At 61.7% G+C, this 22078-nt stretch carries 17 protein-coding genes; 12 read left to right on the plus strand and 5 right to left on the minus strand.

Going from position 1 to position 22078, the window contains the following annotated elements:
• The first annotated feature begins 10 nt into the window (after window positions 1-10).
• From rfbB to ACM6I6_RS10885, 4 genes are all read left to right on the plus strand, one after another.
• Window positions 11-1081 carry a dTDP-glucose 4,6-dehydratase gene (gene rfbB / locus ACM6I6_RS10870; protein ID WP_414919876.1) on the plus strand — a complete coding sequence of 357 codons (1071 nt, stop codon included), beginning with the start codon at window positions 11-13 and terminating at the stop codon, window positions 1079-1081.
• Window positions 1078-1974 carry a dTDP-4-dehydrorhamnose reductase gene (gene rfbD, locus ACM6I6_RS10875; RefSeq protein ID WP_408600029.1) on the plus strand — a complete coding sequence of 299 codons (897 nt, stop codon included), beginning with the start codon at window positions 1078-1080 and terminating at the stop codon, window positions 1972-1974. The genes rfbB and rfbD overlap by 4 nt, the downstream gene beginning before the upstream one ends.
• Window positions 1975-1976: 2 nt before the next feature.
• On the plus strand, window positions 1977-2855 hold the full coding sequence (gene rfbA / locus ACM6I6_RS10880; protein ID WP_274073557.1) for a glucose-1-phosphate thymidylyltransferase RfbA: 879 nt from the start codon (window positions 1977-1979) through the stop codon (window positions 2853-2855).
• A 350-nt stretch (window positions 2856-3205) separates the two neighbouring features.
• Entirely contained in the window at window positions 3206-4069 is an 864-nt protein-coding gene (locus ACM6I6_RS10885; RefSeq protein WP_274073558.1) for a DMT family transporter, read from the plus strand.
• A 108-nt stretch (window positions 4070-4177) separates the two neighbouring features.
• Here the strand turns inward: ACM6I6_RS10885 and ACM6I6_RS10890 are convergent, their stop codons facing one another.
• The 4 genes from ACM6I6_RS10890 to ACM6I6_RS10905 form a co-directional block, all read right to left on the minus strand.
• The gene (locus ACM6I6_RS10890) at window positions 4178-5119 is read right to left on the minus strand and encodes a LysR family transcriptional regulator (RefSeq protein WP_274073559.1); all 942 of its coding nucleotides are present in this window, start codon (window positions 5117-5119) and stop codon (window positions 4178-4180) included.
• Window positions 5120-5188: 69 nt separating this feature from the next.
• Window positions 5189-6718 carry a tripartite tricarboxylate transporter permease gene (locus ACM6I6_RS10895; RefSeq protein ID WP_274073560.1) on the minus strand — a complete coding sequence of 510 codons (1530 nt, stop codon included), beginning with the start codon at window positions 6716-6718 and terminating at the stop codon, window positions 5189-5191.
• Window positions 6715-7248: a tripartite tricarboxylate transporter TctB family protein gene (locus tag ACM6I6_RS10900; protein ID WP_323606768.1), complete on the minus strand. Its 534-nt coding sequence runs from the start codon at window positions 7246-7248 to the stop codon at window positions 6715-6717. Before ACM6I6_RS10900 ends, ACM6I6_RS10895 begins: the two co-directional genes overlap by 4 nt.
• A gap of 52 nt (window positions 7249-7300) precedes the next feature.
• On the minus strand, window positions 7301-8317 hold the full coding sequence (locus ACM6I6_RS10905) for a Bug family tripartite tricarboxylate transporter substrate binding protein (RefSeq protein ID WP_274073562.1): 1017 nt from the start codon (window positions 8315-8317) through the stop codon (window positions 7301-7303).
• A 454-nt stretch (window positions 8318-8771) separates the two neighbouring features.
• Between ACM6I6_RS10905 and ACM6I6_RS10910 the strand changes: the two genes are divergently transcribed.
• From ACM6I6_RS10910 to ACM6I6_RS10935, 6 genes are all read left to right on the plus strand, one after another.
• Entirely contained in the window at window positions 8772-8909 is a 138-nt protein-coding gene (locus tag ACM6I6_RS10910) for a hypothetical protein (RefSeq protein WP_414919930.1), read from the plus strand.
• Window positions 8902-9858, plus strand: coding sequence for an amidohydrolase (locus ACM6I6_RS10915; protein WP_323606769.1), 957 nt, complete (start codon window positions 8902-8904; stop codon window positions 9856-9858). The genes ACM6I6_RS10910 and ACM6I6_RS10915 overlap by 8 nt, the downstream gene beginning before the upstream one ends.
• Window positions 9855-10859 (plus strand): 4-hydroxythreonine-4-phosphate dehydrogenase PdxA, encoded by a 1005-nt coding sequence (locus tag ACM6I6_RS10920; protein WP_323606770.1) that lies wholly within the window; start codon window positions 9855-9857, stop codon window positions 10857-10859. The genes ACM6I6_RS10915 and ACM6I6_RS10920 overlap by 4 nt, the downstream gene beginning before the upstream one ends.
• A gap of 320 nt (window positions 10860-11179) precedes the next feature.
• Window positions 11180-12355, plus strand: a complete 1176-nt coding sequence (locus ACM6I6_RS10925; protein WP_274073565.1) for an L-rhamnonate dehydratase — start codon at window positions 11180-11182, stop codon at window positions 12353-12355.
• A 51-nt stretch (window positions 12356-12406) separates the two neighbouring features.
• The gene (araD1, locus tag ACM6I6_RS10930) at window positions 12407-13402 is read left to right on the plus strand and encodes an AraD1 family protein (RefSeq protein WP_274073566.1); all 996 of its coding nucleotides are present in this window, start codon (window positions 12407-12409) and stop codon (window positions 13400-13402) included.
• A gap of 121 nt (window positions 13403-13523) precedes the next feature.
• On the plus strand, window positions 13524-15104 hold the full coding sequence (locus ACM6I6_RS10935; RefSeq protein WP_274073567.1) for an aldehyde dehydrogenase (NADP(+)): 1581 nt from the start codon (window positions 13524-13526) through the stop codon (window positions 15102-15104).
• A 110-nt stretch (window positions 15105-15214) separates the two neighbouring features.
• On the opposite strand, the gene ACM6I6_RS10940 is transcribed toward ACM6I6_RS10935, so the two are convergent.
• Window positions 15215-16120 (minus strand): DMT family transporter, encoded by a 906-nt coding sequence (locus ACM6I6_RS10940; protein WP_274073568.1) that lies wholly within the window; start codon window positions 16118-16120, stop codon window positions 15215-15217.
• 157 nt (window positions 16121-16277) lie between these two features.
• Between ACM6I6_RS10940 and aceK the strand changes: the two genes are divergently transcribed.
• The gene (gene aceK / locus ACM6I6_RS10945; RefSeq protein WP_323606771.1) at window positions 16278-17996 is read left to right on the plus strand and encodes a bifunctional isocitrate dehydrogenase kinase/phosphatase; all 1719 of its coding nucleotides are present in this window, start codon (window positions 16278-16280) and stop codon (window positions 17994-17996) included.
• A gap of 169 nt (window positions 17997-18165) precedes the next feature.
• Window positions 18166-22077, plus strand: a complete 3912-nt coding sequence (gene hrpA / locus ACM6I6_RS10950; protein ID WP_414919877.1) for an ATP-dependent RNA helicase HrpA — start codon at window positions 18166-18168, stop codon at window positions 22075-22077.
• Window position 22078 lies beyond the last annotated feature (1 nt).

A 22078-nucleotide genomic window follows, 5' to 3' on the forward strand; every position in this document is an offset into this window, starting at 1 on the left:
GTCTGAATCAATGACCATCCTGGTAACTGGCGGTGCAGGCTTCATTGGGGCAAATTTCGTATTGGATTGGCTGGCTCACTCCGATGAAACCGTAGTCAATCTGGACAAGCTGACCTATGCCGGCAACCTGGATAACCTCAGCAGCCTGTCGGGCAATACCCGGCATGTATTCGTGCAGGGCGATATCGGTGACAGTGCCCTGGTCGAGCGCTTGCTCGAAGAGCACCAGCCCCGTGCCATTCTCAACTTTGCCGCCGAGTCCCATGTCGATCGCTCCATCCACGGGCCGCAGGCCTTCATCGACACCAACATCGTCGGCACTTTCCGCTTGCTCGAAGCCGTGCGCGCCTACGCCAAGGGGCTGGCGCCCGATGCGCTGCAGGCCTTTCGCTTCCTGCATGTGTCCACCGACGAAGTCTACGGCTCACTGGCCAAGGACGAAGCGGCGTTCAACGAAAACCACCCCTATGAACCCAACAGCCCTTACTCGGCCAGCAAAGCCGCCAGCGACCACCTGGTGCGCGCCTACCATCACACCTACGGCCTGCCGGTACTGACCACCAACTGCTCGAACAACTACGGTCCGTATCACTTCCCGGAAAAGCTCATTCCGCTGATGATCGTCAACGCGCTGTCCGGCCAGGCATTGCCGGTCTATGGCGATGGCCAGCAGATTCGCGACTGGTTGTACGTCAAGGACCACTGCAGTGCCATCCGCCGCGTGTTGGAGGCCGGCAACGTGGGTCAGGTCTACAACGTCGGTGGCTGGAACGAAAAAACCAATCTCGAGATCGTGCACACCGTCTGCGCGTTGCTCGATGAGCTGCGTCCGCGTGCCGACGGCCAGCCCTACCATGCACAGATCAGCTACGTGACCGATCGGCCCGGGCACGATCGACGTTATGCCATCGATGCCCGCAAGCTTGAGCGTGAACTGGGCTGGAAACCGGCGGAAACCTTCGAGACCGGCATTCGCAAAACCGTGCAGTGGTACCTGGACAACCAGGATTGGGTACGCAATATCCAGTCCGGCGCCTACCGCGAATGGGTCGAGAAAAACTATGCCGGGCGCAATGCATGAAACTGCTATTGCTCGGCAGGAACGGCCAGGTGGGTTGGGAGCTGCAACGCAGTCTCGCGCCCCTTGGCGAGGTGTTGGCGCTGGACTCCGCAAGCCAGGAGTACTGCGGCGATCTGACGGATTTGCCAGGGCTGGCCGCCACCGTGCAGCGCTTCGCACCTGACGTTATCGTGAACGCAGCGGCCTACACCGCGGTCGACAAGGCTGAAAGCGAATCGCAGCTGGCCCATCGGGTCAATGCCGATGCACCGGCGGTGCTGGCTCGCGAGGCGTTACGGCTCAAGGCTTTGCTGGTGCATTACTCCACCGATTATGTGTTCGCAGGGCTTGGCCATACGCCCTGGCAGGAACAGGATCCGGTCGCGCCATTGAGTGTCTATGGGGCCAGTAAGCTGGCCGGCGAACAGGCGATCGCCGCCAGCGGCTGTGCGCATCTGATCCTGCGTACCAGCTGGGTGTATTCCGCTCGGGGCAACAACTTTGCCACGACCATGCTGCGCCTGGCCCGGGAACGTGAACGCCTGGCCGTGATCGACGATCAGTTCGGCGCGCCAACCGGTGCCGAATTGCTCGCGGATGTGACCGCCCATGCCATCCGTAGCCTGCTGGCCGACCCGCAATTGAGCGGGATCTACCATCTTGCAGCCGCTGGCGAAACCACCTGGTGTCGCTATGCTCGTTTTGTACTCGAACATGCCGAGCGGGCAGGCATGAAGCTCAAGGTTGGCCCGGCAATGGTCGACGCGATCGGCACCGAGGCGTACCCGACGCCGGCGCGACGCCCATGCAATTCCCGACTCGATACGCAAAAACTGCAAAAGGCCTTTGCGCTGAGCTTGCCTGACTGGAAAGTCGGCGTGACACGGATGCTCGCAGAAATACTGGAGAAATGAATATGCTCAATCGTAAAGGCATCATCCTTGCCGGCGGCTCTGGTACTCGACTGCATCCGGCGACATTGTCCATTTCCAAGCAGCTGCTGCCGGTCTACGACAAACCGATGATCTACTACCCGCTGAGCACCCTGATGCTGGCGGGTATCCGCGATATCCTGATCATCTCCACGCCACAGGACACCCCACGCTTCGAACAGCTGCTGGGGGATGGCACCCGTTGGGGCCTGAACATTGCCTATGCGGTGCAGCCTTCGCCCGATGGCCTGGCACAGGCCTTCATCATCGGCGAAGACTTTATCGGCAACGACCCCAGCGCCCTGGTCCTGGGTGACAACATCTATCACGGCCACGACTTCATCAATATTCTGCAAAGTGCCATGGCGCGTCAGGCGGGTGCGAGTGTCTTTGCCTATCACGTCAATGACCCGGAGCGTTACGGCGTGGTCGAGTTCGACAGCCAGGGCACGGCGATCAGCCTCGAAGAAAAGCCACTCAAGCCCAAGTCGAATTTTGCGGTCACCGGGCTGTATTTCTATGACAACGACGTTGTCGAGATGGCCAAGAGCATCAAGCCATCGGCGCGGGGTGAGCTGGAGATTACCGATATCAACAGTCTCTACCTGGAACAGGGCAACCTGTCGGTAGAAATCATGGGCCGCGGTTACGCCTGGCTGGATACCGGAACCCACGACTCATTGCTCGATGCCAGCCAGTTCATTGCCACGCTCGAGCGTCGCCAGGGCCTCAAAGTCGCTTGTCCTGAAGAGATTGCCTTCCGGCAGAAATGGATCGATGCCGATCAGCTGCAGAAACTGGCGGCGCCATTGGCAAAAAATGGTTATGGCCAATACCTCAACCGTCTTTTGCAAGAGAGTTGATGCCTGCCACACCTCTGGTTATAGTCAGCTCAAGCAGGTCTGCATGACCTGCTTTTCAACTTTTCGAAAAAGATCAGCCCAATGCCTGCAACCCTCATCAACGCGGTAGTCGATTCAGCGGTCAACGCTGGCGTCGTGCCGTGCGGGAACCAGCAGCCTGTGCAGATCAGTCATTACCCCCCACCTGTCCGTAGCACGCCGGTGTACGCAGTCGTATCACCGCCGGGTGTTGGCATTTCGGGCTGATCAGCATTGTTCTGCTGACCCTCTCCGAAACGCGCCCGCTTGAAAAAACTACTGGATTTCAGCTTCGGCTGAATTGGCTTCTTGCCTGACTACAGGTGGTATTCATGTTTGTCCTTTCGAAAAAGTCCGCGCTCGCGGCGGCTTCCACGAGCCTGTTCGTTCTGCTGTGGAGCAGCGGGGCGATTTTCTCCAAGTGGGGGCTGGCCCACGCATCACCCTTTGCCTTTCTGTTGATTCGCTTCGTCATCGCGTTGTGCGGCCTGGTGTTGCTGATGCCGCTGCTGAAGCTGAAGTTGCCCAAGGGCGGCAGGCCGATGTTGTATGCGATGGCGACTGGTGTGGTGTTGCTGGGGGCGTATCAGATTTTTTATCTGCTGGCGCTCGACCTAAAGGTCACGCCCGGTGTAATGGCGACCATCATGGGCGTGCAACCGATTCTCACGGTGGTGCTCATGGAGCGCCAGCGCTCGGCCAGCCGCATGTTCGGCCTGTCGATGGGCCTGGCCGGGTTGATCATGGTGGTCTATCAGGGCATCGGCCTGGCCGGCATGTCGCTGGCCGGGATGCTCTTCGGCCTGCTGGCGCTGGCAAGTATGACCTTCGGTTCGATCATGCAAAAACGCATCACCGATAATCCCCTTGGCACGCTCCCGGTGCAGTACCTGGCCGGGTTGTTGCTCTGCGGGATATTCGTGCCGTTCCAGCCGTTTCATTTCGAACACGGCAGCGGTTTCATCGTGCCGGTGTTGTGGATGGGGCTGGTGGTGTCGGTGCTGGCGACCCTGTTGCTGTACCGCTTGATCGCCCGGGGCGACCTGGTGAATGTCACCAGCCTGTTCTATCTGGTGCCGGCCGTGACGGCCGTGATGGATTACCTGATTTTCGGCAATCGTCTGGCGCTGTTGAGTATCCTCGGCATGGTGCTGATTATCGTTGGCCTGGTGTTCGTGTTCCGTAAAACCGCGTAAACGCATTTCCCTGTAGGAGCTGCCGAGTGCAACGAGGCTGCGATCTTTTGACCTTTTAAAAGCAAGATCAAAAGATCGCAGCCTCCGGCAGCTCCTACAGGGGCCTTTTCATTTGCTCAGCGCATGCTCGGCCCGCACCGAGTTCATGAATGCCTGCATCGCCGAGGACTGAATGCGATGGCGGCGGGTGATCAAGCCGTAGGGTGGCAGTCGTGCTTCGAATTTGATCGGCAACACCGCCAGCAGGTCTCGACCGGGATAATCCTCGACCACCGACACCGGTGTGACACCGAGCATATCGGTCTGCTGGATCAACGAGAGCAGGGTCATGATCGAGGTGGTTTCGACGATGCTGCTGGGAATGTCGACCCGCGCATTGTGGAACACCTGATTGATGATCGCGCGCATCGGGCTTGGCTGCTGTTGCAGCACCCAGGTCATGTTCTGCAATTCTGCCCAACCCAGTTGCTTCTCCTGCGCCAGCGGATTTTGCGCACCGGCAATCACGCACAGGGCTTCTTCGCCCAGGCTGTCGAACAGCAGTTCTTCGGCCCGTGCTCCGGGCGGAATCCTTCCTAAAACGATGTCCAGTTGATCCTGCAACAGCGCCTGTACCAGCACGTCGCTGGTGTCGACCTGGATGCTCATGGACAAGCGTGGATGGCTTTGCTTCAAGGTCGCGATGGTGCGGGTCAACAGCCCGGAAGCCAGCGCCGGAATCGCGCCAACGGCGACCCGACCCAGGTTGCCCGATTGCAGCGCCACCAGTTCTTCGCGCATGCCGCTGAGCTCGGCGAAGACCATGCGTGCGTAGTAGATGACGGTTTCACCGAACGGGGTCGAGCGCATGCCCCGAGGCAGCCGTTCAAACAGCTCGACGCCGAGCAGGTCCTCGGCTTCGTGCAGCATCTTGGTCGCTGCCGGTTGGGTCATGCCGATGTGGTCGGCGGCGCGGCGCAACGAACCGAATTCCTCCAGCGCGAGCATCAGCCGCAGCTGGCGCAGCCGCAGTCGACTGTGGATTACATTGGCATCAGGAATTCGGGACATGGGCCGCACTCGCAATCAGGACTGCGGCAAGCCTGACAACAAATGTCAGGCGTTGCCAGCATTGCTGTGTCACAGCACCGATTTTGGCTTGGCGACCTGGGGTTTACGAAAGCCCATCAGGGCTGCCAGGGCCTTGGAAATCAGCGGCCAGAACAGCATCAGCAGCGCCGCCGTGGTCAGGCTGCCGACCAATGGGTTGGACCAGAAGATCCCCAGGTGCCCGTCAGAGAACAGCATCGACTGACGGAACGCATCTTCGGCCTTGTCACCCAATACCGCCGCCAGTACCAGTGGCGCAATCGGGTAGCCGAGTTTCTTGAACAGATAACCCAACGCGCCGAAACCGAGCATCAGCACCACGTCGAAGAACGAGTTGTGTACCGAGTAGGCACCGATGGCGCAGACCATGATGATGATCGGCGCGATGATCGAGAACGGAATGCGCAGGATCGAGGCGAACAGCGGCACGGTGGCCAACACCACGATCAGGCTCACCACGTTGCCCAGGTACATGCTGGCGATCAGGCCCCAGACAAAGTCATGCTGCTCGACGAACAGGGTTGGCCCAGGGTGCAGGCCCCAGATCATCAAGCCACCGAGCATCACCGCTGCGGTGGCGGAACCGGGGATACCCAGGGTCAGCATCGGCAGCAAGGCGCTGGTGCCGGCGGCGTGGTCGGCGGTTTCCGGAGCGATCACGCCTTCGAGTTCACCCTTGCCAAAGTTGTCGCGGTTCTTCGAGAAACGCCGCGCCAGGCTATAGCTCATGAACGAAGCGGCGGTCGGCCCGCCCGGGGTAATGCCCATCCAGCAACCGACCAGGGTGCTACGCACAATGGTCCACCAGTAGCGCGGCAACTTGGCCCAGGTGCGCAGGATCACCATCGGCGTGATGCGCGCGTGTTCGCCACGGAACACCAGGCCTTCCTCCACGGTGCAGAGGATTTCGCCGATACCGAACAGGCCGATCACCGCCACTTCGAAACTGATGCCGGTCATCAGGGTCGGCTGATCGAACGTCAAGCGCAGGTTGCCGGACACGGTGTCCATGCCGACCGCCGCCATGGCGAAACCGATCATCATCGCCACCACGGTTTTCAGCGGCGGGTTCTTGCTCATGCCGATGAAGGTGCAGAACGCCAACAGGTACACCGCGAAGAACTCCGGCGAACTGAACGACATGGCGAAGGCGGCAATCTTCGTCGAGAGGAAGGTCAGCAGCAACACTCCCGCCAGTGCACCCAGCAACGCCGAACTGAACGCGGCGGTCAGGGCTTCGGCGGCACGGCCTTCGCGGGCCATCGGGTAACCGTCGAACGTCGTCGCCACCGATGAGGGCTCACCGGGAATATTGAACAGGATCGAGGTGATCGAGCCGCCAAACAGCGCACCCCAATACATGCACGACAGCAGGATGATCGCCGACACCGGCGACATGGTGAAGGTCAGCGGCAGCAACAGTGCCACGCCATTGGGGGCGCCGAGGCCGGGCAACACGCCGACCAGGATGCCCAGCAGCACGCCGATCACCATCAGGCCGATGTGGCCTGGGGTCAGGATCAGGTTCATGCCTTGCAACAGGGAATCGAATTCGCTCATTTGAAGTTTCTCCCGGCCAGGGCAATCCAGTCGCCCAACGGGCCGGCATCCAGCGGGACCTTGAACCACAGCGCGAAAATCAGGTAACTGGCGAGTACCGCGCCGAGGGATATACAGGCAATCATCAGTTTGCCGTAAGGCTTGGCGCGGTCCTTGTCACGCCACATGAACCAGGCGATGAAGCACGCCGAGGCGACATAGATGCCGGTCAGTGGCATGGCCGCGACGAACAGTGCAATCGGGATGAACACCGACAGCACTTGCCTGAACGCACTGCGACTGACGAATGCAACGCTCAGCGCTTGCCAGCGCACCAGGGTCAGCACAAAGTTGGCCACGCTCGCGGCGCTCAGCATCAGGCCGATGTAGAAGGGGAAGTAACCCGGCTCGGGGCCGGCATCGCCCCAGCCGATACCCTGTTCGACACTGCCGAACATCACCACCACGCCGATCAGCGCCGTGAAGAGGGTCAGGCCGAGCTCGACCCAACGGGTGCCGACCAGCGCGGGTGAATCCGAAGAATGGGACATGAAGACACCTCCAGCAGATGACGGCCGCCCGCAGGCGAGCGGCCGCGACAACTTAGTTTTTCAGCCAGCCGGCTTCCTTGAAGACCGGGGTGACGCGGGCGGTGTCTTTTTCGATGTAGGCGGTCAGCGGCTCGCCCTCGAGGAAGGTCGGCACCAGCGCGTTCTGCTTGACGTAGGCCTTGAACTCCGGCGTTTCGGTGACCTTGCGCATCAGCTCGACATAGAACGCGCGTTGCTCGGCGGAAATGTCGCCAGGCATGAACACGGTGCGCGGGAAGCGGTATTGATCGATGCCCAGGCCTTGTTCGTGGCAGGTCGGTACGTCGGCCCAGGATTTGTCGCCGGCGACTTTTTCGGTGTAGGCCATGCGCTCCTTACTGAACACGCAGAGCGGTTCGACCTGATCGCCGCGCCATTGGCTGATGCTTTCGCTGGGGTTGTTGACGTTGGCGGCGATGTGCTTGCCGGCCAGCTGGGTCGCGGCCTCGCTACCGCTCTTGAACGGGATGTACACCAGTTTACTGTTGGTGGTCTGGTTCAGCAGCAGGGTCAGGGTCTGGTCGACATCCTTGGACTGGCTGCCACCCATGCGCAGTTTCGACGGGTCGGCCTTGACCGCTTCGTAGAAGCTTTTCGCATCCTTCCACGGTGCGCCTTTGTAGCTCCAGAGAATGAAGTCATCCTCGGCCACGGCGGCAATCGGCGTCAGCTCCTGCCATTGGTAGCCGAGCTTGGACACCAGCGGCAACAGGTAGATGTTGTTGGTGCCGATCACCAGCTTCTCGGCATCGCCCTTGTTCATTTTCATGTCGAGGAAAGCCTCGGCGCCGTTGCCGCCACCCTTGTTCAGGACGATGGTATTAACGTCGAGCAGTTTATGCGTGGTGATGATCGACTGGATCAGGCGACCGAGTTGGTCGGTACCGCCACCGGGGCCACCGGCAACGACGATTTCGACGTTCTTGTCCGGCTGCCAGGCGGCTTGAGCGAGCGCGGGAAGGGCGCCGGCGGCGATCAGGGTGCAGCCAAGAAACAGACGGGAAGTGCGACGGACGAATGCATTTCGCATGGGAGGGCCTCGTTTCTGTGTTTTTGTAATTGTTATGAGCGACTTGTTTGAGCGGTAAAGCCGCAAGCCTGGAGTGAGTGTGGGAAGAGGCAGCCCCCGCGTCTAGTCAAAACAATACATACACCGATAGCCTGGGGTTATAGCTAGTCAAACGAAGCAGGACTTCTGTAGGAGCAAGCTTGCTCGCGATGGACTCACGAGCGCTGCGCTAATTCAGGAAACACGCGTTTTCGTTGACGATCATCGCGAGCAAGCTCGCTCCTACAGAAAAGAAAGGTCCAACATTGAAAGATCGTTGAAAGCACGGCGTGCCATAACCCGAAGCTATCGCCTGATTTCAAGTTTTGATTAGACGGTTATCACCGGGCCTTCGATAGTGCTCATCAACACCGTGAAAAACGCGGCACAGGTTAATGTCTGCAACTGTACAACAATAAAAATTGAGGGACGCGCAATGGCTCGTCACCAGTGCGGTGTGATTATGCAAATGAGCAGTGGATTTGCCCCGGTGCCGGGATTCTTCGCGGTGTGCTCGGCAGTGTTTGTGCTGGCTACGTTGTTCATCAGTCTCGACGAGGTGCGCCATGGGTGAACTGTGGAACGGTCCCATCATCGATGCCCATCATCACTTCTGGGACCCAACGATCAACGACCATCCGTGGTTGGCGCCGGAGGCGAACATCCCGTTTCGCTACGGCGATTACTCCGCGATCAAGCGCCGTTATTTGCCCGACGATTACTTCGCCGATGCCGGCGACCAGCGAGTCGTGCAAACGGTGTATGTCGAGACCGAATGGAACCCGCAGGACCCGATTGGCGAAACCCGTTTCATCGAGCAACTGGCCGCCCGCTACGGCGTGCCGAATGCGATCGTCGCGCAAGCCTGGCTCGACCACCCGGACGCCATTGCCGTGCTGCGCGAGCAGGCCAGTCACAAGTGCGTGCGCAGCGTGCGGCATAAGCCCGGCGGACCGACGTCACCCGCGCAGTTCGGCCGGGTGCGCAGCCTGATGAGCGACGAGCACTGGCGGCGCGGTTATGCCGCGCTGGAGGGCTTGGGCCTGCACTTCGATCTGCAAACCCCCTGGTGGAACTTGCCCGAAGCTGAGCGACTGGCCCGGGATTTCCCCGGTATCACCCTGATTCTCAACCACGCCGGCTTGCCCAGCGACCGCAGCGCTGAAGGCCTGGCCGGTTGGCGCGCCGCGATGGCGCGGCTGGCGCAGTGGCCCAACGTGCAGGTCAAGATTTCCGGCCTGGGCCAGGCGGGCCGGGCGTGGCGCGCCATCGACAACGCCTGGATCGTGCGCGAAATCATCGCGATGTTCGGCACCAAGCGGGCGATGTTCGCCAGTAACTTTCCGGTGGACAGCCTGTGTGGCTCGTTCAACGACATCTACAGCGGTTTCAAATCCATCGTCGCCGATCTGCCAGTGGCCGATCAGGAGCGACTGTTCTACAGCAACGCGCAGCGCATCTACCGCTGCGAACCTTGCGCCATTGACCGGGCGCGGCCTGAATCCTTGAGGAGTGAAGCATGAACAAGACAACCATCGCGATGGTCCTGGGCGACCCCGCGGGCATCGGTCCGGAACTGATCGCACGCTTGCTCGGAGAGCCCGATGTACGCAGCCAGGCGAATGTGATCCTGATTGCCGACGAAGCGGAAATGCGGCGAGGCATGCGCATCGCCGGGCTGGAGTTTCCCTATCGCCGGGTGGAGTCGCTGGAGCAGCTGTCATTCATGGACGACACGCCGCTGTTCTACGATTTTCGCGGCGACACTGTCGGTGAATTCCCGCGCAGCGAGTCCAGTGTCATTGGTGGTCGCTACAGCCTCGACACCCTGGAAGTCGCCCTGCGCCTGACCGAGGCCGGGACCACCGACGCGATATTGTTCGGGCCGCTGAACAAGACTTCGTTGCACATGGCCGGCATGGCCCACAACGATGAGTTGCACTGGTTCGCCGAGCTGCTGGATTTCCACGGGCCGTTCTGTGAATTCAACGTGCTCGACAATCTGTGGACTTCCCGTGTGACCTCCCACGTGGCGTTGGCTGAAGTCCCGGGCCTGCTTAGCCAGGCGCGGGTGGTGGAAGCGATTCAACTGATCGACACCGCGCTCAAGCGCAACGGCCTGGAAAAACCGCGCATCGGCGTCTGTGGATTGAACCCGCACAACGGCGACAACGGCTCGTTCGGTCGCGAAGAGCTGGACATCATCGGCCCGGCCGTGCGTTCGGCCCAGGCACTGGGGATCGCGGCGGAAGGGCCGTATCCGGGGGACACGATTTTTCTCAAGGTCCAGGGTGATGCCAGCGCCTTTGACGCGGTGGTGACGATGTACCACGACCAGGGGCAGATCGCGATCAAGTTGATGGGCTTCTCCCGTGGTGTCACGGTCCAGGGCGGCCTGCCCATCCCGATCACCACGCCGGCCCACGGCACCGCGTTCGATATCGCGGGGCAGGGCAAGGCCAACGTCGGCGCGACTCGCCAGGCGTTCGAGATTGCCTGCCGGATGGGTGGCAACAGCTACTGATTTTCAAAAACACGCAATACCCCTGTAGGAGCTGGCTTGCCAGCGAAGACGGCCTGACAGACACCCCTGAGGTGCCTGTCGGGCCGCTTTCGCTGGCAAGCCAGCTCCTACAGTTTTATGTATTGCCCCGATAACTCGATCTAGGGGATTACTGCTTTTTCCTATCACCCCAGGTTATCGCCGGATACGCATAAGTGATTATCCGCACCCTCGGGCGCTGGCTACAGTCGCTCCATCGAATGCCTGGAACCGCCATCCGAGCGGCTCCACGCAGCGACACAACAATGACAAAAAGCCGGCAGCGCAAGGAAACCGTATTCATGAAAATCAAAGCGATCCGTACCCGCGTATTCGAGTGGAAAGGCAAAGTCGTCCCACCTCAAGCGCACTTCTGCACCAACGCCAGCGACATCCTGTTCGAGCGCGGCGACGCCATGGGCTCGTTCCGTTTCCACGGCTGGCTGGTGGTGGAAGTCGAGACCGACACCGGTCTTGTCGGCATCGGCAACTGCGCCCTGGCGCCTCGTGTGGCCAAGGAAATCATCGACACCTACCTGGCACCCATCGCGATTGGCGAAGACCCGTTCGACAACGAATACATCTGGCAGAAAATGTACCGCCAGAGCCACGCATGGGGCCGCAAAGGCATCGGCATGGCGGCCATCTCGGCGATCGACATCGCCATCTGGGACATCATGGGCAAGGCGGTCAACAAGCCGGTGTTCAAACTGCTCGGCGGCCGCACCAAGGAAAAGATCTGGACCTACGCCTCCAAGCTCTACGCCAACGACAACCTCGACCTGTTCCTCGAAGAGGCCCAGGGCTATCTGAACCAGGGCTTCACCGCGCTGAAAATGCGCTTCGGCTACGGCCCGAAAGACGGTCCGGCGGGCATGCGCAAGAACATCGAACAAGTGCGCGCCCTGCGTAACCTGGCCGGCCCCGACGTCGACATCATGCTCGAATGCTACATGGGCTGGACCCTGGAATACGCCCGCCGCATGTTGCCCAAACTGGCCGAGTTCGAGCCGCGCTGGCTGGAAGAACCGGTGATCGCCGACGACATCGAGGGCTACATCGAGCTGAAAAAAATGGGCATCATGCCGATCTCCGGCGGCGAGCACGAGTTCACCTCGTACGGCTTCAAGGACCTGCTGGAACGCCGTGCGATCGACGTGATCCAGTACGACACCAACCGCGTCGGCGGCATCACCGCCGCGCGCAAGATCAACGCCATGGCCGAGGCCTGGTCGGTGCCGGTGATCCCCCACGCCGGGCAGATGCACAACTACCACCTGACCATGTCCACCACGGCGTCGCCCATGGCCGAGTTCTTCCCGGTGTTCGACGTCGAAGTCGGCAACGAACTCTTCTACTACGTATTCAAGGGCGAACCGCAACCAGTCAACGGCTACATCCAGCTCGACGACGACAAGCCGGGCCTGGGCCTGGAAATCTCCGATGAGTATTTGAGCGACTTCAACATCATCGAGTGACCTTGAGGCGCCGTCATCCGGCGGCGCCGTCCATGACTTTGCGGAGGCGACATGCGCCTGATTCAATTTGAAAACACTGCCGGGGAACGCCAGGTCGGGCTGGTCGACGGGGCACAGGTCCAGGTGCTTAAAGGCACCCGCAGCACCCGTGAACTGGCACTCGCGGCGATCCGCGGCCAACGCAGCCTGCAGGAAGAAGTCGCCCTGCGCGGCACCGAACCGGGCCCGGACTACGCCCAGCTGTTGCAGCAGCGCCAGGTGCTGCCACCGCTGGACCACGAAGACCCGGCCCATTGCCTGATCAGCGGCACTGGCCTGACCCACCTGGGCAGCGCCTCGGCGCGGGACAAGATGCACCAGCAGGAAGGTGCCGTCGAAACCGCCATGACCGACACCATGCGCATTTTCAAATGGGGCCTGGAGGGCGGCAAGCCCGCGGCCGGGCAGGTCGGTGCGCAGCCGGAATGGTTCTACAAGGGCGACGGCAGCATCGTCGTGCGTCCCGGCGCGGACTTCCCGGTGCCGCCCTTTGCCGAAGACGCCGGCGAAGAGCCGGAGCTGACCGGGCTCTACGTGATCGGCGACGACGGCCTGCCGTATCGCGTCGGTTATGCCCTGGGCAATGAGTTCTCCGACCATGTCATGGAGCGGCGCAACTACCTGTACCTCGCCCATTCGAAACTGCGCTGCTGCTCCTATGGCCCGGAGCTGCGCGTCGGCGAATTGCCCAGGCACCTGGAGGGCACCAGCCGCATCAAGCGCGATGGCAAGACGATCTGGGAAAAGGAGTTTCTCAGCGGCGAAGACAACATGTGCCACAGCCTGGCCAACCTCGAATTCCACCACTTCAAGTACGCGCAGTTCCTGCGTCCCGGTGATGTGCACGTGCACTACTTCGGCACCGCCACGCTGTCGTTTGCCGATGGCATCAAGACCCAGCCGGGGGACCGCTTCCAGATCAGCCTCGATGAGTTCGGAGCGCCGCTGGTGAACGGCATCGGTGAAAGTGCCCAGCCGTTGGCAATCGGTCAGGTGCGCACGCTTTAACCCCTGTAGGAGCCGGCTTGCCGGCGAAAGCGATTTTTCACGCGACGTTGATGTTTGCCGTGCCATGGCCTTCGCCGGCAAGCCGGCTCCTACAGGTCTGTAATCGATCAAGGAATCCGCAATGACCACGATACTTGGACACAACTACATCGGCGGCCGCCGCAGCGCCAACGGCAACTTGCACCTGCAAAGCCTCGACGCGACCACCGGTGAGCCTTTGCCCGGCACCTTCTTCCAGGCATCCGAAGCCGAGGTGGATGCCGCCGCCAAAGCCGCCGCCGCGGCGTACCCGATCTACCGTAATCTCAGTGCAGAAAAGCGCGCGACCTTCCTCGATGCCATCGCCGATGAAATCGATGCCCTGGGCGATGACTTCGTCGCCACCGTGTGCCGCGAAACCGCATTACCGGCCGGGCGTATCCAGGGTGAACGCGCTCGCACCAGCGGCCAGTTGCGCCTGTTCGCCAAGGTCCTGCGTCGCGGTGATTTCTACGGTGCGCGCATCGACCGGGCGTTGCCGGATCGCCAGCCATTGCCACGCCCGGACCTGCGTCAATACCGCATCGCCCTGGGCCCGGTGGCGGTGTTCGGCGCCAGCAACTTTCCGTTGGCATTCTCCACCGCCGGTGGCGATACCGCCTCGGCCCTGGCCGCCGGATGCCCGGTGGTGTTCAAGGCCCACAGCGGGCACATGGCAACCGCCGAGTGGGTGGCGGACGCAATCATCCGCGCCGCCGAGCGCACGGAAATGCCCGCGGGGGTGTTCAACATGATCTACGGCGGTGGCGTCGGTGAGTGGCTGGTCAAGCACCCGGCGATCCAGGCCGTGGGTTTCACCGGCTCGCTCAAGGGCGGCAATGCCCTGAGTCACATGGCCGCGACCCGGCCACAGCCGATCCCGGTGTTCGCCGAGATGTCGAGCATCAACCCGGTGTTCCTGCTGCCCGAGGCGCTGGCCGTCCGGGGTGAACAGATCGCGGCGCAGCTTGCCGGTTCAGTGACCCTGGGCTGTGGCCAGTTCTGCACCAACCCTGGCCTGGTCATCGGCCTGCGTTCGCCGCAGTTCAGCACCTTTCTCGAAACCTTTTGCGCGAGCATGAACCAGCAACCTGCGCAAACCATGCTCAATGCTGGCGCGCTGGCCAGTTACAGCCGAGGCCTGGGCGAGCTGCACGAACATCCGGGGCTGACCCATCTGGCGGGCAAGCCGCAGCAGGGCAGTCAGGCGCAGCCGCAAGTGTTCAAGGCCGATGTCAGCCTGTTGCTCAAGGGTGATGAACTGCTTCAGGAAGAAGTGTTCGGGCCGACCACCATCGTCGTGGAAGTCGAGAGCCGTGCGCAGTTGGCGCAGGCGCTGCAGGGGTTGCGCGGGCAACTGACCGCGACCTTGATTGGCGAGGCGGATGAGCTGCTGGAGTACCGCTGGCTGGCGGAGATGTTGCAGGAAAAGGTCGGGCGGATTTTGCTCAATGGTTATCCGACCGGGGTCGAGGTGTGCGAGGCGATGGTGCATGGCGGGCCTTATCCGGCAACGTCCGATTCGCGCGGGACCTCGGTGGGGACGTTGGCGATCGATCGCTTCCTGCGCCCGGTGTGCTTCCAGAATTACCCGGATGCGTTGTTGCCCGAGGCGTTGCAGAACGCCAATCCGCTGGGGATTCGGCGGTTGGTGGATGGGGAGGTGAGTCAGTCAACCTTGTAGTGTCTGGATGACCGCTATCGCTGGCAAGCCAGCTCCTACAGGTTTTGCGGCGTGCTCGAAACCTGTAGGAGCTGGCTTGCCAGCGAAGGCGTCATCAAGCTCACCACAAATTACCTGGCTCCCACCTCAATTGCCTTCACCGCAGGCTTCAACACCAGCCACAACGCCGCCGCAATCAACACCCCGCCATACACATGCGCCATCGACAACGGCTCACCCAGCAACAGTGCGCCCCACAACACCCCGAATGGCGGGATCAGGAAGGTCGTGGTCATCGACCTCACCGGCCCGACCGAGCTGAGCAAGCGGAAGTAAACGATGTACGCCAGCGCAGTACAGACCAGCCCCAATCCCAGCAACGACAACCAGACATCCCAGCCACCCCAGCTCGCCGGCGGCTGGCTGATCACGCTGTAGCCGAACAGCGGCAGCAGGAACAACGTCGCCCCGAGCATGCTGCCCAGCGCAGACAAACGGCTGTCGAGCCCACCGGCCTGATCCAGCCAGCGGCGTGCTAGAAAACCGGCAAAGCCATAACAGGTGGTGGCGAGCAGGCAGGCGAGGGCGCCCATCAGCAATTGCATATCGAATGCCACCGGGCCCGCGCGCGTCAGCACGCCAACGCCGAACAAGCCGAGAAATACCCCGCCGAGCTTGGCGCCGGTGAGTCGCTCATGGAAGAACAGGCCGCCGATCAACACGCCCATCAGCGGTGTGGTGGCGTTGAAAATGGCCGAGTACCCAGCCGGCAGCACCTGGGCGGCTACGGAATACAGGGTGGCCGGAATCCCCGAGTTGATCACCCCGAGCAGCATCACGGTCTTGAGTTTGCCTTTGAAATCCCAACTGATGCGCATCAGCCCGAGGATCAGCAACAGGCCGGTAGCGGCAATCGACACGCGGAAAAAGGCCGTGGGGATGGTACCAATCACCGGGGCGATGATGCGCATGAACAGAAAGCTCGCACCCCAGATGGCCGCCAGTGACAGTAAACGGACAATATCGACGGGGTTCACGCTGCTCTCCTTCCTTTATGGGGACGAGAGTGTTGCCGAGCGGCTGATCGATGGCAACCGAAAAACCGGCAAATAACCCGGGCGCAAAATTACGCTTCTCCTGCACCCGCTTCACTGGCTAAGCTCAGGGCTCACGAATTCCCGCAGAGGTCTCACCATGCCGCAGCAATGGCCAGCCGCCGATATCGCCCGAATGATCCTCGATGGCTTTGACGATTACCGCGAGCATTTCCGGCAGATCACCGACGGTGCGCGGGCCCGCTTCGAGCAGGCCCAGTGGCAGGAGACGCAGGTCGCGTCGGCCGCGCGGATCAATCTCTACGAAGAAAAAGTCAGCGAAACCGTGGAACGGCTGCGCATCGCGTTCGACAGTGACACCCTGGACGTCAGTTGCTGGCCGCTGGTCAAGAGCGCCTACATCAGTCTGATCGACCTGCGTTTCGACGATGAATTGTCCGAGACCTGGTACAACTCGATTTTCTGCGGGCTGTTCAGCCATGACCTGATCAGCGACGGCTGCATGTTCATCCACACCACGCGGCCGAGCCTGCGCCGGGCCCGCGCTGCGCAAACCCGCACCTACAAACCCCAGGGTCAGTTGGCGGGGATGCTGGCGAGCATCTTTGCCGACTATCGCTTCAGCGAGGAATACGCCGACCTGCCCGGCGATCTGCGCCGCCTTGAAGCGCAACTGCGCGAGAACCTGCCAGACTGGGTGTGCAAGGACCCGGAGCTTGGCGTCGAACTGTTTTCCTCGGTGCTCTACCGCAACAAGGGCGCCTACCTGGTGGGGCGCATCTACACCGCCGATGAGCAATGGCCGCTGGCGATCCCGCTGCTGCACCTGGAGGGGCGCGGTATCCAGATCGACGCGCTGATCACCGACGAAGCGGACGTGTCGATCATCTTCTCGTTCACCCGTTCCTATTTCATGGTCGATGTGCCGGTGCCGGCGGAATTCATCGGCTTCCTCAAGCGCATCCTGCCGGGCAAGCACATCGCCGAGCTGTACACCTCGATCGGTTTCTACAAGCATGGCAAGTCCGAGTTCTATCGGGCGTTGATCAACCACCTGGCCAACACCGACGACCAGTTCATCATGGCCCCCGGCGTGCGCGGCATGGTCATGAGCGTGTTCACCCTGCCGGGGTTCAACACCGTGTTCAAAATCATCAAGGACCGCTTCTCCCCGTCGAAAAACGTCGACCGCGCGACTGTGATCGAGAAGTACCGGCTGGTAAAAAGCGTCGACCGCGTCGGGCGCATGGCCGACACCCAGGAGTTCGCCGATTTCCGCTTCCCGCTGAGCAAGTTCGACCCGGCGTGCCTGGAAGAACTGCTGGACGTCGCGCCGTCCACGGTGTCGGTGGAAGGCGACACGGTGCTGATCCGCCACTGCTGGACCGAACGGCGAATGACCCCGCTGAACCTGTACCTGGAAAACGCCAACGACGCGCAGGTGCGCGAGGCCCTGGAGGATTACGGCCTGGCGATCAAGCAACTGGCGGCGGCGAACATCTTTCCCGGTGACATGCTGCTGAAGAACTTCGGCGTTACCCGTCACGGACGGGTGGTGTTCTACGACTATGACGAGATCTGCTTCCTGACCGAGGCCAACTTCCGCCACATCCCGCAACCGCGTACGCCGGAAGATGAGATGGCGTCCGAGCCGTGGTATTCGATCGGACCGCTGGATGTGTTCCCCGAGGAATTCCCGCCGTTTTTGTTTGCCGATTCGGGGCAGCGCAAGTTGTTCGATCAGCTGCATGGCGAGTTGTACAACGCTGACTACTGGAAAAGCCTGCAGGAGGCGATTCGGGCAGGGAAGGTGATCGATGTGTTTCCGTATCGGCGTAAAGGCCACGATACCGAGTAACCCCATCCCCCCTGTAGGAGCCGGCTTGCCGGCGAAGGCAATCCTGAGCCTTGCATCGCCAGTGCCGACGCCTTCGCCGGCAAGCCGGCTCCTACAAGGGATCTCGCTCGTCCTTCAAATCTGCGACAATCCCCGACCTGCGCCACTAGACGACTGAATTGCGTACCCGATGACCGACGAATCGCCCTCCATCGACAAACTGCTGAAAAACCTCGATCACGCCATGCTTGCCGACCGCCACCGGCTGCGGAGGCAGTTGCTTGAGCTGCGCAAGAAACCCGACGAAGCCAAGCTAGCCCAATGGGTGGCGCGGATGCAGGCGTCCTGTGACCAGGTGCTGGCCCGCCGCGCCAGCCTGCCGGTGATTCGTTACGACGACAGCCTGCCGATCGCCGCCAAGCGCGACGAAATCAAGAAAGCGCTGGAAAAGCACCAGGTGCTGATCATCGCCGGCGAGACCGGCTCGGGTAAAACCACCCAGTTGCCGAAGATCTGCCTGGAAATCGGCCGCGGCCAACATGGCCTGATCGGCCACACCCAACCACGGCGAATCGCCGCACGTAGCGTGGCGGCCCGGGTGGCCGAAGAACTCGGCACGCCGTTGGGCGCGCTGGTCGGCTATCAGGTGCGCTTCGAGGATCAGAGCGATTCCAACACCCTGATAAAACTGATGACCGACGGCATCCTGCTGGCGGAAACCCAGAACGACCGCTATCTGGAACGCTACGACACCATCATCGTCGACGAAGCCCACGAACGCAGTCTCAACATCGACTTCCTGCTCGGCTACCTGAAAACCCTGCTGCCGCGTCGTCCGGACCTGAAAGTCATCATTACCTCGGCGACTATCGACCTGGAGCGTTTCTCCAAGCATTTCGACGATGCGCCCATTGTCGAAGTCTCCGGCCGTACCTTCCCGGTGGACACTTGGTATCGCCCGCTGACCCTGGAACAGGATGAGGAGGGCAACCGGGTCGAGGACGACCTGACGGTGGATCAGGCGATCCTCGCCACCCTCGACGAAATTGCCGCCTACGAGCGCAGCGAACGCCGCAGCCCTGGTGACGTGCTGGTGTTCCTGCCCGGCGAGCGCGAGATTCGCGATGCCGCCGACATGCTGCGCAAGGCCCAGCTCAAGCACACCGAGATCCTGCCGTTGTACGCGCGCCTGTCGCCGGCCGAGCAGCAGCGGATTTTCCAGTCGCACCCGGGCCGTCGCGTGGTGCTGGCGACCAACGTCGCGGAAACCTCGCTGACCGTGCCGGGCATCCGTTACGTGATCGACAGCGGCACCGCGCGCATCAGTCGCTACAGCTACCGCGCCAAGGTCCAGCGCCTGCCCATCGAAGCCATTTCCCAGGCCAGCGCCAACCAGCGTAAAGGCCGCTGCGGACGGGTCGAGCCGGGCATCTGCGTGCGCCTGTACAGCGAAGAAGATTTCCTCGGACGCCCGGAATTCACCGATCCGGAAATCCTGCGCACCAACCTCGCCGCCGTTATCTTGCAGATGCTGCACCTGCGCCTTGGCGAGGTCAGCGCATTCCCGTTCATCGAGCCGCCGGATGGCAAGGCGATCAGCGACGGCTACAACCTGCTGCAAGAGCTCTCGGCGGTGGACCGCAACAGTCAGTTGACCCCGCTCGGTCGGCAACTGGCGCGACTGCCGGTGGACCCGCGCATGGGCCGCATGCTGCTCGAAGCGGCCAAGCTCGGCAGCCTGCAGGAAGTGCTGATCGTCGCCAGCGCCATGTCGATCCAGGACCCGCGCGAACGTCCACCGGAGCGCCAGCAAGCGGCGGATCAGGCCCACGCGCAATGGAAAGATACCGACTCGGACTTCGCCGGGCTGGTCAACCTGTGGCGCGGGTTCGAAGAGCAGCGCCAGGCGCTGACCGCCAGCCCGCTGCGTAACTGGTGTCGCAAGAATTTCCTGAACTACCTGCGCCTGCGTGAATGGCGCGACTCCCATCGCCAGTTGAGCCTCATCTGCCGCGACATGCAGCTGAGCCTTAACAAAGAGCCGGCGGATTACCCGAAACTGCACAAGGCAGTGCTGGTGGGCTTGCTCAGCCAGATCGGCCAGAAAACCGAAGACGGCGATTACCTCGGCGCGCGGCAGCGGCGTTTCTGGATTCACCCGTCGTCGGGTATCGGCAAGAAACGCCCGCAGTGGCTGATGACCGCTGAGCTGGTGGAAACCACCAAGCTGTATGCGCGGATGGTGGCCAAGATCGATGCCGACTGGATCGAGCCGCTGGCCGGGCACCTGATCAAGAAAAACCACTTCGAACCCCATTGGGAGAAGAAGCGTGGCCAGGTCGTGGCCTTTGAGCAGATCACCCTGTTCGGGCTGATCGTGGTCGGCCGCCGGCCGGTGCATTACGGCCCGATCGATCCGGTGGTGTCCCGTGAACTGTTCATCCGCGAAGCGCTGGTGCGTGGCGAAATCCAGTCGAAAGCCAAGTGCCTGACGGCCAACAAGCAGTTGCTGGAACAACTCGACGAACTGGAGGCCAAGGCCCGTCGCCGGGACATTCTCGCCGACGAAGAAACCCTCTATGCCTTCTACGATGCGCGGTTGCCGGCAGAGATCCACCAGACCGCGACGTTCGACAGCTGGTATCGGATCAACAGCCAGAAAGACCCGCAGCTGCTGATCATGCGCGAAGAGGACGTGCTGGCGCGCGAAGCCAGTGAAGTCACCGCCCAGCATTACCCGGACACGCTGCACATCGGCGACCTGGAATTGGCCCTGAGCTACCACTTCGAACCGAACCACCCGCGCGACGGCGTGACCCTGCGGGTACCGGCACCGCTGTTGCCGATGCTGCCGCCGGAACGCCTGGAATGGCTGGTGCCGGGGGTGATCGAAGCCAAGTGCATTGCCCTGGTGCGCAACCTGCCCAAGGCCTTGCGCAAGAATTTCGTGCCGGTGCCGGATTTCGTCAAGGCTGCGTTGCAGCGCATGACCTTCGCTGAAGGCTCGTTGCCCCAGGCCTTGGGGCGCGAGTTGCTGCGCATGACCGGCGCCCGGGTCAGCGATGAATCCTGGGCCGAGGCGGCGCAGCAGGTCGAAAGCCATCTGCGGATGAACCTGGAAATCGTCGACGCCCAGGGCAAGTTCCTCGGCGAAGGGCGCGACCTGGCCGAACTGACGGCGCGTTTCGCCGAAGCCAGCCAGGCCGCCCTGGCCGTGCCGCAAACCGCGAAAAGCCAGCAGCCGGTCGAGCCGAAAGTGTTTGCCGCCGTGGCCGAGAAAACCCAGCAGAAGATCGCCGGGCTGTCGATGACGGTCTATCCGGCGCTGGTGGAAGAGGCGGGGACGGTCAAGGAAGGACGTTTCTCGACCCCGGCCGAAGCCGAGTTCCAGCATCGCCGCGCCTTGCAGCGCCTGCTGATGCAGCAACTGGCGGAGCCGGCGAAGTTCCTGCGTGGCAAGTTGCCGGGCCTGACCGAGCTGGGCCTGCTGTATCGCGACATGGGGCGTGTCGATGCATTGGTGGAAGACATTCTGTTGGCCAGCCTCGACAGCTGCATCCTCGACGGTGAAGACCCGCTGCCACGGGATGGCGCCGGATTGGCCGCGTTGGCCGAACGCAAGCGCGGGGCCTGGACCGAACATGCCGAACGCGTGGCCAGGCTGACCCTGGAAATCCTCAAGCACTGGCACGGCCTGCAAAAACGCTTCAAGGGCAAGATCGACCTGGCGCAAGCCGTGGCCCTGAACGACATCAAGCAGCAGCTCAGCCATCTGGTGTATCCGGGGTTTGTCCGGGAAACGCCGATGCAGTGGCTCAAGGAACTGCCGCGCTACCTCAAGGCCATCGAACAGCGTTTCGAAAAAATCGGCGCCCAGGTGCAACGGGATCGGGTCTGGAGCGGCGAGTTGTCCGGCCTCTGGACGCAATACCAGACCCGCGCCAACAAACACGCCCAGGAAGGCAAGCGCGACCCGCAGCTGGAGTTGTACCGCTGGTGGCTGGAGGAATACCGGGTTTCGCTGTTTGCCCAGCAGTTGGGAACCAAGGTGCCGATCTCCGACAAGCGCCTGAGCAAGCAGTGGAGTCAAGTCGAAGCCTGAC

This window comes from Pseudomonas sp. IT-P218, assembly GCF_949767605.1.
Lineage (GTDB): Bacteria > Pseudomonadota > Gammaproteobacteria > Pseudomonadales > Pseudomonadaceae > Aquipseudomonas > Aquipseudomonas putida_AE.

What these genes read in the sequence shown, in the direction of transcription:
- ACM6I6_RS10920 (WP_323606770.1), top strand. Translation starts at nt 9,855, where the DNA reads ATGAACAAGACAACCATCGCGATGGTCCTGGGCGACCCCGCGGGCATC.
- ACM6I6_RS10910 (WP_414919930.1), top strand. Translation starts at nt 8,772, where the DNA reads ATGGCTCGTCACCAGTGCGGTGTGATTATGCAAATGAGCAGTGGATTT.
- ACM6I6_RS10890 (WP_274073559.1), bottom strand. Translation starts at nt 5,119, where the DNA reads ATGTCCCGAATTCCTGATGCCAATGTAATCCACAGTCGACTGCGGCTG.
- hrpA (WP_414919877.1), top strand. Translation starts at nt 18,166, where the DNA reads ATGACCGACGAATCGCCCTCCATCGACAAACTGCTGAAAAACCTCGAT.
- ACM6I6_RS10935 (WP_274073567.1), top strand. Translation starts at nt 13,524, where the DNA reads ATGACCACGATACTTGGACACAACTACATCGGCGGCCGCCGCAGCGCC.
- ACM6I6_RS10885 (WP_274073558.1), top strand. Translation starts at nt 3,206, where the DNA reads ATGTTTGTCCTTTCGAAAAAGTCCGCGCTCGCGGCGGCTTCCACGAGC.
- aceK (WP_323606771.1), top strand. Translation starts at nt 16,278, where the DNA reads ATGCCGCAGCAATGGCCAGCCGCCGATATCGCCCGAATGATCCTCGAT.
- ACM6I6_RS10915 (WP_323606769.1), top strand. Translation starts at nt 8,902, where the DNA reads ATGGGTGAACTGTGGAACGGTCCCATCATCGATGCCCATCATCACTTC.
- ACM6I6_RS10905 (WP_274073562.1), bottom strand. Translation starts at nt 8,317, where the DNA reads ATGCGAAATGCATTCGTCCGTCGCACTTCCCGTCTGTTTCTTGGCTGC.
- ACM6I6_RS10900 (WP_323606768.1), bottom strand. Translation starts at nt 7,248, where the DNA reads ATGTCCCATTCTTCGGATTCACCCGCGCTGGTCGGCACCCGTTGGGTC.
- rfbB (WP_414919876.1), top strand. Translation starts at nt 11, where the DNA reads ATGACCATCCTGGTAACTGGCGGTGCAGGCTTCATTGGGGCAAATTTC.
- ACM6I6_RS10925 (WP_274073565.1), top strand. Translation starts at nt 11,180, where the DNA reads ATGAAAATCAAAGCGATCCGTACCCGCGTATTCGAGTGGAAAGGCAAA.
- rfbA (WP_274073557.1), top strand. Translation starts at nt 1,977, where the DNA reads ATGCTCAATCGTAAAGGCATCATCCTTGCCGGCGGCTCTGGTACTCGA.
- araD1 (WP_274073566.1), top strand. Translation starts at nt 12,407, where the DNA reads ATGCGCCTGATTCAATTTGAAAACACTGCCGGGGAACGCCAGGTCGGG.
- rfbD (WP_408600029.1), top strand. Translation starts at nt 1,078, where the DNA reads ATGAAACTGCTATTGCTCGGCAGGAACGGCCAGGTGGGTTGGGAGCTG.
- ACM6I6_RS10895 (WP_274073560.1), bottom strand. Translation starts at nt 6,718, where the DNA reads ATGAGCGAATTCGATTCCCTGTTGCAAGGCATGAACCTGATCCTGACC.